This is a genomic window from Maridesulfovibrio sp. (assembly GCF_963676065.1).
Classification (GTDB): Bacteria; Desulfobacterota; Desulfovibrionia; order Desulfovibrionales; family Desulfovibrionaceae; genus Maridesulfovibrio.
This window is the reverse complement of sequence record NZ_OY780933.1, coordinates 927,974-942,183: the sequence shown is the minus strand read 5'-3', so window position 1 is coordinate 942,183 and position 14,210 is coordinate 927,974. Positions and strand designations below refer to the sequence as shown.

Annotated in this window: 17 protein-coding genes; 7 read left to right on the top strand and 10 right to left on the bottom strand. The window is 48.2% G+C overall.

Annotated features, from left to right (window positions below):
* Nucleotides 1–119 precede the first annotated feature (119 nt).
* The 3 genes from ACKU35_RS04235 (at nucleotide 120) to ACKU35_RS04225 (ending at nucleotide 4,044) form a co-directional block, all read left to right on the top strand.
* A complete protein-coding gene (locus ACKU35_RS04235; protein WP_319763456.1) occupies nucleotides 120–1,778 on the top strand; it encodes a glycosyltransferase family 4 protein in 1,659 nt (552 codons plus the stop codon).
* Nucleotides 1,772–2,857, top strand: a complete 1,086-nt coding sequence (locus ACKU35_RS04230; protein ID WP_319763454.1) for a glycosyltransferase — start codon at nucleotides 1,772–1,774, stop codon at nucleotides 2,855–2,857. Before ACKU35_RS04235 ends, ACKU35_RS04230 begins: the two co-directional genes overlap by 7 nt.
* Before the next feature lie 221 nt (nucleotides 2,858–3,078).
* Nucleotides 3,079–4,044 carry a chemotaxis protein gene (locus ACKU35_RS04225; protein ID WP_319763452.1) on the top strand — a complete coding sequence of 322 codons (966 nt, stop codon included), beginning with the start codon at nucleotides 3,079–3,081 and terminating at the stop codon, nucleotides 4,042–4,044.
* A gap of 77 nt (nucleotides 4,045–4,121) precedes the next feature.
* Here the strand turns inward: ACKU35_RS04225 and ACKU35_RS04220 are convergent, their stop codons facing one another.
* The gene (locus tag ACKU35_RS04220; RefSeq protein ID WP_319763450.1) at nucleotides 4,122–4,868 is read right to left on the bottom strand and encodes a polyphenol oxidase family protein; all 747 of its coding nucleotides are present in this window, start codon (nucleotides 4,866–4,868) and stop codon (nucleotides 4,122–4,124) included.
* The gene (locus tag ACKU35_RS04215; protein WP_319763448.1) at nucleotides 4,856–5,440 is read right to left on the bottom strand and encodes a 5-formyltetrahydrofolate cyclo-ligase; all 585 of its coding nucleotides are present in this window, start codon (nucleotides 5,438–5,440) and stop codon (nucleotides 4,856–4,858) included. Before ACKU35_RS04215 ends, ACKU35_RS04220 begins: the two co-directional genes overlap by 13 nt.
* A 207-nt stretch (nucleotides 5,441–5,647) precedes the next feature.
* Between ACKU35_RS04215 and ACKU35_RS04210 the strand changes: the two genes are divergently transcribed.
* The 3 genes from ACKU35_RS04210 to ACKU35_RS04200 are packed head-to-tail and all read left to right on the top strand — an operon-like array spanning nucleotide 5,648 to nucleotide 7,047.
* Complete coding sequence (locus tag ACKU35_RS04210; protein WP_319763446.1) at nucleotides 5,648–6,319, top strand: metallophosphoesterase; 672 nt, start codon at nucleotides 5,648–5,650, stop codon at nucleotides 6,317–6,319.
* 2 nt (nucleotides 6,320–6,321) lie between these two features.
* A complete protein-coding gene (locus tag ACKU35_RS04205; protein WP_319763445.1) occupies nucleotides 6,322–6,792 on the top strand; it encodes a 23S rRNA (pseudouridine(1915)-N(3))-methyltransferase RlmH in 471 nt (156 codons plus the stop codon).
* A gap of 33 nt (nucleotides 6,793–6,825) precedes the next feature.
* On the top strand, nucleotides 6,826–7,047 hold the full coding sequence (locus ACKU35_RS04200) for a hypothetical protein (protein WP_319763443.1): 222 nt from the start codon (nucleotides 6,826–6,828) through the stop codon (nucleotides 7,045–7,047).
* Between the two features lie 27 nt (nucleotides 7,048–7,074).
* Here the strand turns inward: ACKU35_RS04200 and ACKU35_RS04195 are convergent, their stop codons facing one another.
* From ACKU35_RS04195 to ACKU35_RS04185, 3 genes are read right to left on the bottom strand one after another with little or no spacing between them, the layout of a single operon-like run.
* Entirely contained in the window at nucleotides 7,075–7,773 is a 699-nt protein-coding gene (locus tag ACKU35_RS04195; protein ID WP_319763441.1) for an RsmG family class I SAM-dependent methyltransferase, read from the bottom strand.
* Entirely contained in the window at nucleotides 7,773–9,197 is a 1,425-nt protein-coding gene (locus ACKU35_RS04190) for an MFS transporter (RefSeq protein ID WP_319763439.1), read from the bottom strand. Before ACKU35_RS04190 ends, ACKU35_RS04195 begins: the two co-directional genes overlap by 1 nt.
* 18 nt (nucleotides 9,198–9,215) lie before the next feature.
* Nucleotides 9,216–9,674 carry a MarR family transcriptional regulator gene (locus tag ACKU35_RS04185; RefSeq protein ID WP_319763437.1) on the bottom strand — a complete coding sequence of 153 codons (459 nt, stop codon included), beginning with the start codon at nucleotides 9,672–9,674 and terminating at the stop codon, nucleotides 9,216–9,218.
* Nucleotides 9,675–9,848: 174 nt separating this feature from the next.
* Here ACKU35_RS04185 and ACKU35_RS04180 point away from each other — a divergent pair, with 174 nt between their 5' ends.
* On the top strand, nucleotides 9,849–11,315 hold the full coding sequence (locus ACKU35_RS04180) for a sigma-54 dependent transcriptional regulator (RefSeq protein ID WP_319763436.1): 1,467 nt from the start codon (nucleotides 9,849–9,851) through the stop codon (nucleotides 11,313–11,315).
* Nucleotides 11,316–11,383: 68 nt separating this feature from the next.
* Here ACKU35_RS04180 and ACKU35_RS04175 read toward each other — a convergent pair whose 3' ends face one another.
* From ACKU35_RS04175 to ACKU35_RS04155, 5 genes are all read right to left on the bottom strand, one after another.
* Nucleotides 11,384–12,013 (bottom strand): redox-sensing transcriptional repressor Rex, encoded by a 630-nt coding sequence (locus ACKU35_RS04175; RefSeq protein WP_319763434.1) that lies wholly within the window; start codon nucleotides 12,011–12,013, stop codon nucleotides 11,384–11,386.
* A gap of 341 nt (nucleotides 12,014–12,354) precedes the next feature.
* Nucleotides 12,355–12,678, bottom strand: a complete 324-nt coding sequence (gene atpE, locus ACKU35_RS04170) for an ATP synthase F0 subunit C (protein WP_027720687.1) — start codon at nucleotides 12,676–12,678, stop codon at nucleotides 12,355–12,357.
* Between the two features lie 72 nt (nucleotides 12,679–12,750).
* Complete coding sequence (gene atpB / locus ACKU35_RS04165; RefSeq protein WP_319763430.1) at nucleotides 12,751–13,437, bottom strand: F0F1 ATP synthase subunit A; 687 nt, start codon at nucleotides 13,435–13,437, stop codon at nucleotides 12,751–12,753.
* A gap of 5 nt (nucleotides 13,438–13,442) precedes the next feature.
* Nucleotides 13,443–13,859, bottom strand: coding sequence for an ATP synthase subunit I (locus ACKU35_RS04160; RefSeq protein WP_319763428.1), 417 nt, complete (start codon nucleotides 13,857–13,859; stop codon nucleotides 13,443–13,445).
* A complete protein-coding gene (locus tag ACKU35_RS04155; RefSeq protein ID WP_319763426.1) occupies nucleotides 13,843–14,112 on the bottom strand; it encodes an AtpZ/AtpI family protein in 270 nt (89 codons plus the stop codon). Before ACKU35_RS04155 ends, ACKU35_RS04160 begins: the two co-directional genes overlap by 17 nt.
* Nucleotides 14,113–14,210: the final 98 nt, after the last annotated feature.

Sequence of the window (14,210 nt, the reverse complement as noted above, 5' to 3'; positions counted from 1 at the left end):
CCTGCCAATCAAAAATTATATAAAGGAAAAGAATGCCGGAAATCCGGCACCCCGAACAATCAGGATGAGGAAAATAAATCCTTTGACAAGAGCAGGCCAAATGTGGCTTGAAATAACGTATGAAAACTCAAAGAATATGGGGAACTCTGGACCCATTCCATGAAACGGGACCGATTCTGGGCAGGAAAGTAGCCAACGAAGGTTTCCTGAATGGACTTCTAAACGCCGACTCTTTTGACGAATACCACTTCTTCCTTTCCGGGGCAGGGCTAAGAAATGATTTGCATTCTTTTTTCAGCAGTAACTATCCCGCGCTGCTCGAGCAGGACCGCATAAAAATAATGGACCGTCGGGACCTGCCCGGAGAGCTAGCCAGCCGGGAATATTTTTGTTTCCACCAGTCCGACTGCATTAATTACCCGGCCCATCTGGCCCGAGTCCGCAACAGGTACGCCAGAAACATATTTCCCATAACCAGTACGACCCACTCACTCAGTTACAGCAGCTACAGCTCATCCTTCCTTAACTATCTATGGCCGGGAACAACCGGGCGGGACTGCATTATCACCACCTCAAAAGCCGGAAAACTGGTCGTAGAAAAATATTTCAAACATCTGCGTGAGGGACTCTGCCTGAGTGAAGAGACCCACCCTTCACCGCAGGTCAGAATAATTCCGCTGGGAATGCCCTCCGACAATCTGGCCCCCGGTGACGAGCACCAAAAAGAGCAGGCCAAACGCAACCTCGGCATGGACGGAGCCGATGAACGTGTGAATATTCTTGTCTTCGGCCGCATTGCCCACTATTCCAAGATGGATATCCTCCCCCTGCTGCGAGCCATGCAACGGTTATTTTCAACAGGCCTTAGCCGGGACCGGGTCCGGTTGCTTCTTGCCGGCTGGCTGGATGATGAAGACGACTTTGCGTCCACCCTTTCCAATCTGGCGAAAAACATGGGACTTGAGCTCTCGATTATCGGGCGCCCTTCGGATGAACGCAAGGTAGACCTCTACCGGGCTGCGGACATATTTGTGTCCATTTCCGACAACCCGCAGGAGACATTCGGCCTTACCGTACTTGAGGCAGGAGCTGCAGAACTACCGGTAATTGTTTCCGATTACGACGGGTATAAGGACCTTGTCGTTAACGAAGAAACAGGGCTGCTCATTGAGACAATCGGAGCCGAAGCAACTCCGGAACTGGATATAATGGCCCCGCTCTGCTTCGACAATCACTACCATCTGCTTATGGCCCAGCAGACGGCAGTAAACACTCCCAAACTCGCCGCAGCCCTTGAAAAACTTATCAACGACCCGCAGTTGCGTATGGCAATGGGCCGGGCCGGGGCAAAGCGTGTCCGGGAAAATTTCAGTTGGGCAAGTGTTATTGGGGAACATGTCAAACTCTGGGAAGAATTGAATACAGTTCCGGTAGAAATCGAAAAACTGCGCGAGGTAAAGCACCCCACACAACTCAGGCTGGGCGAGACATTCTCCCATTACCCAACGGAGACCCTTGCCCCGAAAACAAGACTCGTTACCGGCGTCACCGGGCAGGCAATTTATCAGGGCCGTGAATTTCCGCTCATTTATAAAGGAGTAGACAGATTCCTTAATGAAGAGGTTGTCCGCAAAATGGCCTTCTTCGCCCGCAAGCCTTTAAATGCCGCACAGCTTACCGCAAAAATTAAGTCCATTGCCGGAAATCTGAATGACAGGGAAGCTGAATTCCATATCCTTTGGTGCCTGAAACACGATATACTGGAAAAAGTATGCTGACCCGCCCGGTGATACATCATACCGCACTGGGAAAAAGCGGCGGGGCCACAAGAGTCGCCCTAATGCTCCACCATGGCTTAAAAAGTGAAGGCCATGACTCCCGGCATTCATTTGAAGCTTCGGAAAATCCCGGAGATGATCTTATTGATCCGGAAAAATCCGCCCGGTCCGTACCGGAAGGAAGCATTGTCCATCTGCATTCATCCGCCGATCCAGCCCGGTTTCTGCGCGCTTTGCCAGCAAACGTGAAAACCGTGATCACCCTGCACGACTTCCAAATGGTAAGCGGTGGATGTGTTCACCCGCTGGATTGTCGCTCCTTTACTTTTGGCTGCCGGGAATGTCCGCGGGCATTTCCTAATTCCGAGAATGTACACGGGGAGCGGGTTGCAGCCATAATGGATTCAAAGGCTGTGCTGGTTTCCCCGTCCGGATGGCTGGGCAGGATGGCCCGACAGGCTGTGCCGGAAGCAAAAGTTAAAATAATACCCAACGGCGTAAACTGGCCCGACCAGCCGGTAGACAAGAATGAGATCCGCAGGGAATTGGGCATTCACCCTGTTTCAAAAGTCATGCTCTTTGTTGCCCACGGCGGGATGGAGGCGGCCTATAAATCCGGTCCGCAATGGAAGGACTACTGGAAGACAATAAAATCCACAGTACCGGAAGCACTCTGCTTCGCAATCGGAGGACGGGAAAACAGCAGGGAAGGCGATTTCATATCCATCCCTTATGTAGACAATCCCACGCTTAATAAATTTCTTGCTGCGGCAGACGTGCTGGCCTATCCCACTCTCTGTGACAACCATCCGCTGATCATTCTGGAAGCCATGGCCCAAAGCCTCGTGCCGGTAAGTTACGCGGTAGGCGGTGTAATTGAACAGATAACAGACGGAGTAAACGGAATTCTAATTCCCCCTTATGAAAAACAAATCTTTACCGAAAAGATATCAATGCTGCTTAAAAACAGCAGGCTGGCCCGGAAAATGGGCAGCCGAGGATTCGAGCAGGGAAAACGAAAATTTTCCTCCAGAAGAATGCTCGGCGACTACAGCAAAATTTATTACAGTTTTGTGTGATTTGGCATTATCATGTTATTATTTTATATATTTCTTAAATTTTAACGTCCATCGGGTTGACTTTTTCCCGTGTTTAAACTGGAACTTATTTATTAGTTCATTATATGATCATAAGAAAAATCTTTCATTAACAAACATTTCAAGCTAATATTATACAGAGTAAAGGCTGCTCCATAATTTTTGCTTGCTCGATACATTCTTTTTTTCCGGGGAGGATGACCATGTCCCAGACTAATATTCTACTTGAATCAGGCACCAATGAGCTTGAAATAGTTGAATTTTTCATTGATGAAGTCGACAATGTCCATGACGGTTCCACCCGTCGAAGCTACTACGGAATCAACGTTGCTAAAGTCGTTGAAATCATCAGGTTGCCTGAACTTACAGATATGCCCGATGCTGCAAATGACGCAGTTCTCGGTGCATTTGATCTTAGATCTGAAATCATACCACTGATCGATTTAAGTCGTAGAGTGGGTAAAAACAGAGTCGAAGATGAAGCCCCCAAAGTCATCGTCACTGAGTTCAATAAAATATCCACAGCCTTTCTCGTTTCCGGAGTTACCAGAATCCATCGCATCAGTTGGGAGCAGGTAGAAGCTCCGAGCAGGCAGGTTTCCTCCTTGACCGCAAACTCCATTACCGGGGTAGTGAAACTTGAAGGCCGCATCGTCTTCCTGCTTGACCTCGAAAAGATTGTTGCGGATCTCAATCCGGACATGGATATTACAGATGAGCCCGAAGCTTCTCTGGTTGATAAAATCGAAAAACAGCAGCTCAAGGCACTTATTTCCGATGACTCCACCATGATCAGGCGCATGATCGGGCAGATGCTGGAAGATGCTGGTTTCCGGGTGACCAGAACCCATAACGGTAAGGCGGCATGGGATAAGATTGTCAGTTGGAAGGCAAAAGCCGAATCGGAAGGTAAAAGCATCAACGACTATCTGGATATCGTAGTTACCGACATCGAAATGCCGGTCATGGACGGACACAACCTGACCAAACGCATCAAGGATGACCCGGAACTGCGTCACCTTCCGGTGCTGCTCTGTTCCTCCATCATCACCGACACCCTCTTCCATAAAGGTGAATCCGTCGGCGCTGACGACCAGATTTCCAAGGCTGAAATAAATCAGCTGGCTGAAAGAGTCTTCAGGCTCATTGAGAAGTCCAACCAGCAATAATTTTTTACAGATTATACTAACGTAAAAATCCCCCGCGGAATTAATTCCGCGGGGGATTTTCTTGTTTTTAAAATCGTTTATTTAATCCAGATCAATGAACACTGGCGTCCTGTTTCCTTATTCCTGCGATATGAAAAGAAAGTGTCTTCCATGGAATAGGTACACATATCGAGCGAATGAATATTGCGGCGGGCCAGACCTGCTTCTGTAAGTTGGTCTATGGTCAGCTTCCAGAGATCAACTGTATTGCTCTGTCTGCTGAAATAAGCTTCAAACCCCGGACCGAAATCAGATTCAAAATTCACGAACTCGGCCCTGGCCGGACTAAGGCTGGGACCACGTACCGCGAGCAGGTCGCCGGGATCACAGCTGTAGCGCTCACAGATATCGGCAACTCCTTTGCCCGGAAAATTAATTGCGTTCCCACGCCAGCCGTTATGCAGCCCGGCCACAAAATCACCATTTTTATGAGCGATCATAATCGGCTGACAATCGGCAGTCTTGACAACAAGAGCGTGTCCTGCGGAGGTTGTCGCCAGACCGTCACCTTCCAGAACAGCCTGATCGGCCGGGGAACTATCCGTAAGATCATAATGTATTACATCACCATGAACCTGAATGCATTCATGCCAATGGGAGATTCCCAGAGTTGCGGCTAATTCAGTGCGGTTGGCCCGCACATCGTACGGATCGTCACCCACATCATAAGAGATATTCCCCCCGTCAAAAGGAGGTTTGCAGCACCCGCCGCTTCTAGTGCTGAAAGCAACCGAGACATTATCCAGTCCCGGAAATACAAACGGTATAAAATTTATTTTTGCCATATCAATTCCTTGTCTGTGCAGACCAGCTGTACATTTTTATCCCATGGCTCAACAGGAATCCCTTCTATCAATTGAAAATCATAACAGACCCCGACAGAAAGGAATTCCTCCCTCTGCGGTCTGGCCAGAAAACGGTCATAGTAACCGCCCCCGAAGCCAATACGGAATCCCTTACGGTCAAACCCCACGCCGGGTACAATGATCAGTTCCGGTGAGACAGCATCCGGAAATTCACAACGAGTGCGACAGGGTTCCTTAATGCCGAATGCACCTGAAGAAAGGTCGGCCTCGGCTCGAACCACTCCGAAATCCATTATGCCCGGCTCATCTCTGCGACAGCAGGGCATGAAAAGCTTCTTACCGCTACCCCACGCATCCGCAAGCAGCGGACGCACATCAACCTCATTCCGTATGGGCCAGTAAAGCAGAACTTCTTCTGCCCGGTCCCATTGCTCGAGGGACATGACCGCTTCTACAATGCTGCTACTCATGGCCTCCACGTCCGCCTTACGCATGGTGGAACGTTTTTCCAGCAACTCATTTCTGATTTTTTCTTTATCCAATACTGCCACCTGTGCCCAATTTCATAACCTACAAGAGAAATTAAGCACGACATCAAGACAAAAAGCAATCATCAAATGCGACAAATCCGAAAAGATCTGCCCAAGCACCGCTATACCGGGCATTGGTTTTTAGAGCCAACAATGATATTCGGTTAATTATCTGACACACAACAATAAATTAATTCAACGACTCATCCAAATATAAGCGGAGGCAACATGTCTGACCCCAAACAAACATGGGTCGCTTTCGGTGATATCCACCAGAGCCTGAAATTCGTAGACTTGATCCCGGAGCTTGAAGAGGCCTCCGGAGTTATCGTAACCGGAGATCTTACCAATCACTCTCCCGCCGGAGCAGTAGAAGAAGTCTGGAATACCATCTACCGTAAAAATCGGAATATCCTTGCACAACAGGGAAATATGGACCGAAAAGATGTGACCGAATTTCTCAAGGAAAAAGGGGCCAACCTGCATTGCGAATTCCGGGAACTGCAAGAAGGAGTAAAAGTGATGGGCGTAGGCTGTTCCATTGCCACTCCTTTCGGTACTCCCGGTGAAATATCAGAAGAAGAAATGTGCAGCTATCTTGAGGAAACGCACGCTAAACTAGGCGATTATGATCAGCTGCTGCTTGTGGTTCACGATGCGCCCTTCAATACCAGTCTTGATGTCATCGGCAATGGTATGCATGTGGGGAGCAAGTCGATTCGAGGATTCATTGAAAAACACCAGCCGGATATAGTTATCTGCGGTCATATCCATGAATCCAGCGGAGAAGATTCCATCGGCAAATCCAGAATTTTCAATCCCGGCATGGCTTCCGCAGGTCAGTATGTGCTCATTCACATAGAAGACGGCAAACTGCGCGCAAACCTCAAACGGATATAATCATGAGCAAACTTAAATTCGTATGGGTCGGCAAAATTAAGGAACCTTTTTTCCGCGATGCCTGCGCTCATTACACAAAAAAGCTGGGCCGTTTTCACAAGCTGGAGGAAACCGTTCTCAAAGACGCACCGGGCAAGCTCCCCCCGCAGGACAAAATCCAGCATGAAGGTAAGGCCATCATGGGCAGGATAAAACCTTCGGATATGCTCATCTGCCTTGATGAGAAAGGCAAGGAAATGACCTCTGTAGAACTTTCAAAACATTTACAGCGCTGGACCGAGGACCCGAACCTTACCCCATGCTTTGTAATCGGTGGTCCCTTCGGACTGGCGGAGGAAGTTAAGGATGCGGCCCGCATAAAACTTTCCCTAAGCAAAATGACCCTGCCTCATGAACTGGCCAGAACCATGCTGCTGGAACAGCTCTACCGCGCTGCTTCCATACTGCGCGGCTCGCCGTACCATCATGTTTAAACTTGCGGATACCCCGCGCTCCCGGAGATATTAATGCTTAAAATGGATTACCTTGAAAAACTGGAAGAATACATGACTTCCGGTGATATGAAATTTGAATTCGATAACGGTACTGAAGAGAAACGTTTTGAAATTCTCGAGTTTTTGGAAAAACTTATGGATGTAGCTGAAATAGCGGACGAACAAGCCACCAAACTTATCTTCAAAGGCGGTTTGCTGGAGGCTCTTTCCGGGGCCGGACAAACGGAAGAATAAGACAGACCGAGAGACTCGGTAAACGGCTTATTCGGCCGCGACTATTCTCCTCAGACTCCAGAAATAATGAACTTTTTCACCGGCTTTATATTTCATGGAGCTTTCCAGAACATGCCCAAGATCTTCCAGCTCCTCAGCTGAGGGCGGAGTGTCATTAGAAAGAATCACTATCCTGCCCTGTGGATCGAGCATGGTTTTAACGAAAACCAGCAGCTCTTTCCAGGGCATGAAAGCCTTGCTCAGAATCAAATCTGCGGGCAGATTCTTCTGTGGAATTTTTTCTGCCCGTCCCTGAAATACATCTGTACGCGGCAGTTTCATCATCCGCAAAGCAGTGCGCATAAAGATGGATCTTTTTTGGCGCGCCTCAACCAGATGATAATCCCCAGCCTGCCAAAGAGCACGCAGGGGAATTCCGGGCAAGCCGGACCCAGCTCCTAGATCAAGGGAAACCGGATCTTCAGGCAGATCAAGGGAGTTCAGAAAGTCCGCCAGATGCAGGCTATCTATGATGAGGGAATGAAATACCTGCTCCCAGCTTTGCGGACCGACGAGGTTCATGGATTTATTCCACTTGACCAGCAGAGTCAGGTAATACGCAAGCACCCGCGCCTGATCTGCCGCAGCCTTAAAGCCTTCATCCTGTGCAGGATCATCCTTAAGCTTACGCCCGGACCGGGCCGCCGCTCCTAAGATATCCGCTGCGCTGATATTTATTTCCGCCATTACTCCTCCCTCCTGTTCCCGGCAGATTGCACACTATCCCCATCCTTGGCAACTCTTTGCTTCTTCAGCACCGCGCGTATGGAGATCAGCACCGCGAACCCGCAAAGACCCGAAAGGCTGGTTAATGAGTAACGCATTACTGTAAGATATTCTGCTGCTGATTCAGGACTGACCGGAGCCTTGCCCATGATTGTGGATATGAAGATGGCGATAATGACCATGCTGAAAACCATACCCAGAGTACGCAAACCACCTGAAATTGCCGATGCAAAACCATAACGGGAAGGCGGCACACTGCTCATCAGGATTATCATATTCGGTGAAGAGAATAGGGCATAACCCACGCCAAGTACCACAAACATGCAGTAAAGATACGGCAGGGAAGTCTGCGCTGTGACCATGGAGCCCATGATTGTTCCGGCAGTGCAGCCAGCCATGCCCAGCAAAGCCAAAAGGCGCGGTGAAATTTTATCGGCCAGCCTACCGCAAAAAGGAGAAAGGACTGCCTGAACAATGGGCTGAACCACCAGCACCAATCCTGCATCGCGAGGACTGAACCCCTTTACACTCTGCAAATAAAGACTGAATAGAAAGACTATACCGAAGGTACCGGCATAGTTAATAAACTGCACCAGTGCCGCATCTGAGAAATCAATCCGCTCCTTAAAAAGAGTCAATTCTACCAAAGGAGAATCAGACCTATCCTGCATGTAGATAAAAAGAGCAACCCCGGCCAGTCCGGATATGAGCGCCAACGGTCCGAACCAACCTGAACCGAGACTGGTTCCGCCGAAAACAATAGCCGCCACAGACAGGGCGATGACTACACTTCCGGGATAATCAAATTTTTCTTCTGAAGCACGGAATTTTCCATTCAAATTACGCCGGGCAATGTAATAAGAAACTCCCAACGGAATCATGCCCAGGTAGTAAAGCCAGCGCCAACCGAAATGTGAAGTGACCACTCCGCCAACGTACGGGCCGGCGGAAAGCCCCAAATAAACTGCGGCAACAGCAAGCCCCATGGCTTTTCCCCGTTCCCCGGCCGGGACTGAATTGGTCAGCAGGGCCATATTGGTGGCGATACCCATACCACCGACCATTCCCTGAATCATACGCAGACCGATTACTGTTTCAATATTATGGGCAAAACCGATCAGCAGGGTAAAAATTGAAAAAAGAAGAATTCCCAGCCTGAACATAGGCTGCCTGCCGTGCATATCGGCCAGTCGGCCCAAAGGAAGCAACAACGCGGCCACACTCCCGATATAAACAGACTCAACCAGACTGAGATCTAGCCCGCTGGCACCGAACTCCCTGCCCATAACAGGCAGAGTTATACCTACAGCCGAAAACATAAAGGGCATAGTAAACTGAGTTACAGCAACTGTGAATATGACGGCTTTTTTCTTTGTCTCATCCATAAGAATCTCCGAAAATTTCTATAAATAATCCCAAACCCGGGACATGCCCAGATTTTCGCGGCTGGCATCAATAACTTTCACCATCAATTCCATAAACTTATCGGTCTCATCTTCTGTAAGTCCGGAGAGCATTACGCGATTAGATGCCATTAATACTTCGTGGAGAGTCTCAGATAAATCCATGGTTTTTGCCGTTGGGTAAACCAGTTTTTGCCGCTTATCTTTGATGTTTTCTTCCCGATAAAGGAATCCGTTATCGATCAGCTTTGCTACAGCTCGCGCGGTTGCGGCCTTATCAACACTCAGAACCATTGAAAGCTCATCCTGAGACCTGCCCGGATGGCGTAACGTCTGCATTAAAAAACCGACCTGACCATAAGTGATGCCCAATGCCTTAAGCTTTTCAGCTAAAATAGCCTTGTGCAATCTGCCCATATGCCCATTCATGAATCCGAACAATATGTGTTTTTTTTCCATTTATAATTCTCATCTTTGTTGATAAGTCAACAGTTGACTTGTCAACTATACAACTATTAATTAATCGTCAATGAAAAAGAAAAATGGTTGATTAGCTGCAAAACGTATGCTCATATATTTATTAGCCGTTTTTGACTGCTCACATTATACTTCATATCAAACACTGGAATACAGATGGCTAACGTCTTAATTATTGATGATGATCCTTTTATCGGAGAACTTCTTATCGCCATAGCTGAAGCGCTCAACCATGACGGAGAAAAAGCCCTGACTCTGAAAGAAGGAATGTCTCTTGCCCGGGAGGAACGCTTTGATGTTGTTTTTCTCGATGTAATCCTGCCGGATGGAAACGGTCTGGATGCCTTGCCGGAACTGCAACAGCTGCATAATATGCCGGAAGTAATCATCATAACCGGTAAAGGAGATTCCAAAGGCGCGGAACTGGCTATTAATTCCGGGGCATGGGATTACATTGCCAAGCCTGCAAGTCAGGAAGAGTATATGCTGCACATGAAACGAGTGTTTCAGTACCGCAGTGAAAAACAGTCTTCCAGTCCCAAGTTGGGCCATCATAACATTGTCGGCCGCTCTGATTCAATCGTACGCTGCCTGAGTCAGGCCGCGAAAGCGGCTGAAAGCCATGTCGGCGTGCTTCTGCTAGGAGAAACAGGTACCGGTAAAGAACTTTTTGCCCGAGCTGTTCACGATAACAGTTCAAGGCGCAATGAACCTTTTGTCATTGTTGACTGCGCGTCTATCCCGGAAAATTTGGTCGAATCCATACTTTTCGGCCATGAACGGGGTGCTTTCACCAGCGCGGATAAAAGCCACGAGGGTTTGATTGCCAAAGCTGACGGAGGAACGCTTTTTCTTGATGAAGTAGGCGAACTCCCGGTTTCCCTGCAAAAATCCTTTCTTAGAGTCCTGCAGGAGCGGACCTACCGTCCTGTCGGCGGACACGAGGAACGACAAAGTGACTTCCGGCTGGTGGCTGCCACGAACCGGGACCTTGAAGCGCTGGTGCAAAACGGACGTTTTCGGCAGGATCTACTATACAGACTGCAGGCATTCACTATCGATCTTCCGCCCTTGCGCCAGCGGGGAGAAGATATTCGCAGACTTTCCCGCTACTGTCTGAACAAACTGGCTGCGGACTTTAATGCTCCGCCCATTGCCATATCCAACGAATTTCTTGATGCTCTAAATTCATATTCATGGCCGGGAAATATTCGCGAGCTTTTCAATGTTCTGGAGCAGGTTTTTACATCAAACCCGGAAGCCGGAGAATTTCTCCCCATCCATCTTCCGCTTAGACTACGGGTCTCAGCCGCACAGGCTTCAGTTCCACCGAGACAAAAGAGTTTAAGCGAGATCAAAAACGGACGTCCGCGTAGACTTCAGGCATCAAAAACAGAACTACCATTCCCGGAAATACGTGTACCGGATTCAACCAAAATTCCGCCCTTCAAAGAGTATCGGGATGAAGCTGTAAAAAATGCTGAAAAAATCTACCTTGAACAACTGATGCTTGTCAGCAAGGCCAACATGACCGAAGCTTCAAAAAAATCAGGCTTATCGGTTTCCAGAATTTACGCTTTACTCAAGAAACATAATATCAAAAAAAAGTATACACTCCATTAGACAAAAAGATGAATCCCCTGTGACAATCTGCCACAGGGGATTCATCTTTCCGTAAACCGTATCTTAATCTAATCCATAGAACTGATATTAAAGGCCACGGAATAAAAGTGGTGTGTGAAGTCGACATATTCAACCGGAACATTCTTAGGCACATCAATTCTTGCCTGCGCAAAATTGACGATACCCTTAATCCCGCCATCCACCAGATAATTGGCTGCACGCTGCGCCCTTTCAGGCGGAGTGGTGATAATTCCTATCTCAAGTCCCAGTTCCTCCACCCTTGCCTTGAATTGACGGGTGCAAACAACTTCAAGTCCTGAAACAACTTCACCTATCTTATACGGATCGCAGTCAAAAGCAGCGCGGATGGAAAATCCGCGCAGAGCGAATTCCTTGTGGCGCAACAAAGCGCGTCCGAGGTTACCAACGCCGACAAGGGCGCAACCCCAGACCCGGTCGACACCGAGAGACTGCTTGATAGATGAGATGAGTTCATGCACGTAGTAGCCTACCCCACGTACGCCGAATTCACCGAAATATGCCAGATCCTTACGAATCTGAGACGGATTGACAGAACAGGCCCGGGCCAGCTTTTCAGAGGAAATAACCTCCACGCCGTCTCTTTTGAGACCTGTTAAAACCTGTATGTAAACAGCAAGCCTTTTAATGGTTGCTTTGGGGATATTCTGGGTTTTCACTTTATTTTCCTATTTTCCAGGACAAATGGACTTGCCCGAAAAGTTTCGGTGGTAGTTTACGCTTCTGAGTTCCGGGGCCCACGACCTTCACTCTCAAGTTCGACCAATCCCCGTACCGGAGAGTAAGTTCAAACGCAACCTTTCTATTCAATGAATATACACTAAAACCCTTAGTTTCGGCTACCCTGTTGGACCTATAACATTAATTTAAGCAGGGTATTAAAGCCCGGACACCTGTAAAACCCGATACCGGCGTCAAAACATGTGAAAAAATTAACAATAATTTTCGGAAAAAAAAGGAGGTCCGAAGACCTCCTTTAAATATTTCCAAATCCTTAGAACTAACCGATGAGGGGGTTAGCGAAGAGCAGGATCAGGTTAACAACGAGAGCGTAAATGGCCAGAGATTCTACGAATGCCAGACCAAGAATAAGAGTAACAGTGATTTTACCACCAGCTTCGGGGTTACGTGCAGTACCTTCACAAGCTGCTTTCAGACCAAGACCCTGACCGATACCACAACCAGCAGCAGCAATAGCCATGCCGATAGCGGTAGCAGTAGCGGTAGCGGAAGCAACTTCAGGAGCTACGCCGGAAGCGAATGCTGCGCCAGCAGCGAGAACCAGAGCCATGGTGTTCAGAACGATAAGCAGAGCTTTACGCATTGTAAAATCCTCCAAATATAAGTTTATTTAACAGGTCGTTAGACCATTTCCCCAAAATTAAGAGCTTGAATCCTAGTGAGCTTCTTCCAGAGAACCTTTCAGATAAATCATGGTCAACATGAAGAAAATGAAAGCCTGGATAACCTTAGCCAACATGAACAGGAAGTACATGGGCAGGGTGGAAACAACAGGAGCAAGCAAGAACAGAAGTACGAGAACGATTTCCTCACCACGGATGTTACCGAACAGACGCAGAGTAAGCGAAAGCGGACGTGAGATGTGGGAAACCACTTCGATGATAAACATCAAGGGAGACAGAGCCGGAATCGGACCCATGAAATGCTTGATGTAACCGGCACCGTGAAGTTTGATACCGATATAGTTGTAGTAAAGAAAAGTACATACAGCCATTGCTGCGTTGGTGTTGACGTTCGCAGTAGGAGCGTCAAATCCGGGAACAAGACCCATAAGGTTCAGAACGAGGATGTATACAAAAAGAGTACACATGAAAGGAAAGACCTGACGTCCGCCCTCACCGACGTTTGAAACGACAAAATCCTCTAATCCCCCGATAATGATCTCGGCAAGGTTCTGCACCCCGCCGGGAACCAGACTGAGTCTTCTGGATACAATGAAACCCAATACGAAAAGAACACTCATTCCGAACCATGTGTACCACACGTGGTTGGGGATGTGAGTTCCCAGAGCATGATTAAGCTCTGTCATGATCAATAATGGATGTGGTAAACCTCCAGCCATGATCCTTATGCCTCCTTCACTTTTTGCCGAAACCCGGCTACGCCCCAAAATATCGCATTCACAACTACCGTACTAAGACCGGCCAGAAGAGCGTAAATTGAACACTGCCCCCAGACTATCAGACCGTAGAGAGCCAGCCCGGATAAAATGAGCCGACCGTAGAAGCGAATCAACAAGGACACAACCGCGCCCTTGCGCATGTAAGCCAGATGCTGACCGAACTTGGCCAGCGACCAGAAGTTGAACGTTACTAGAACAGCTCCTGCTGCCAGACCCAGTGCCCAGGGGGCAAACCCGATGGATACTACGGCAGCGATCAAACATGTTCCGGCAGCCAGATACAATTGATTTCGTACCAGACTGCGTACGTCCGGATGAGTGAAGCCCCGCCTGTGGAGGAATGATTCAATCTTCTGATTCATTTTCATTGGTTTCCGGACCTTTCCCCTGATCCTTTTTCTGAATGCGCTGAACTTCGTCGAATACGTTCTTGAAGCCGGCAGCGATTCCGAAACACAAGAAAACAATTAGAAGCCAAGGCTTCGTTCCCAACCATTTATCGAGATACCACCCGATACCCAACCCGACAAAGGTGGAGACAACCAGATGAGTTCCGATCGTTGCGGCATTGCCAAACAGATCGAAGGCCTCTTTATTCCCTCTTAAAAAGAACATGTTGTTTCCGGTCCTTTATTTTATCCGGGATGGAATTGGTGCGCAAAGCGGACTTTGCGCAAACCTTCACAAGTGAGTTCCGTCTAGCATAATCATCA

Excerpts from the sequence above, each read along its gene's own strand:
- ACKU35_RS04235 (WP_319763456.1), top strand. The coding sequence starts at position 120 with ATGAAAACTCAAAGAATATGGGGAACTCTGGACCCATTCCATGAAACG.
- ACKU35_RS04190 (WP_319763439.1), bottom strand. The coding sequence starts at position 9,197 with ATGGATGAGACAAAGAAAAAAGCCGTCATATTCACAGTTGCTGTAACT.
- atpB (WP_319763430.1), bottom strand. The coding sequence starts at position 13,437 with ATGGCTGGAGGTTTACCACATCCATTATTGATCATGACAGAGCTTAAT.
- ACKU35_RS04225 (WP_319763452.1), top strand. The coding sequence starts at position 3,079 with ATGTCCCAGACTAATATTCTACTTGAATCAGGCACCAATGAGCTTGAA.
- ACKU35_RS04200 (WP_319763443.1), top strand. The coding sequence starts at position 6,826 with ATGCTTAAAATGGATTACCTTGAAAAACTGGAAGAATACATGACTTCC.
- ACKU35_RS04210 (WP_319763446.1), top strand. The coding sequence starts at position 5,648 with ATGTCTGACCCCAAACAAACATGGGTCGCTTTCGGTGATATCCACCAG.
- ACKU35_RS04230 (WP_319763454.1), top strand. The coding sequence starts at position 1,772 with ATGCTGACCCGCCCGGTGATACATCATACCGCACTGGGAAAAAGCGGC.
- ACKU35_RS04155 (WP_319763426.1), bottom strand. The coding sequence starts at position 14,112 with ATGTTCTTTTTAAGAGGGAATAAAGAGGCCTTCGATCTGTTTGGCAAT.
- ACKU35_RS04195 (WP_319763441.1), bottom strand. The coding sequence starts at position 7,773 with ATGGCGGAAATAAATATCAGCGCAGCGGATATCTTAGGAGCGGCGGCC.
- ACKU35_RS04180 (WP_319763436.1), top strand. The coding sequence starts at position 9,849 with ATGGCTAACGTCTTAATTATTGATGATGATCCTTTTATCGGAGAACTT.
- ACKU35_RS04185 (WP_319763437.1), bottom strand. The coding sequence starts at position 9,674 with ATGGAAAAAAAACACATATTGTTCGGATTCATGAATGGGCATATGGGC.
- atpE (WP_027720687.1), bottom strand. The coding sequence starts at position 12,678 with ATGCGTAAAGCTCTGCTTATCGTTCTGAACACCATGGCTCTGGTTCTC.
- ACKU35_RS04205 (WP_319763445.1), top strand. The coding sequence starts at position 6,322 with ATGAGCAAACTTAAATTCGTATGGGTCGGCAAAATTAAGGAACCTTTT.
- ACKU35_RS04220 (WP_319763450.1), bottom strand. The coding sequence starts at position 4,868 with ATGGCAAAAATAAATTTTATACCGTTTGTATTTCCGGGACTGGATAAT.
- ACKU35_RS04160 (WP_319763428.1), bottom strand. The coding sequence starts at position 13,859 with ATGAATCAGAAGATTGAATCATTCCTCCACAGGCGGGGCTTCACTCAT.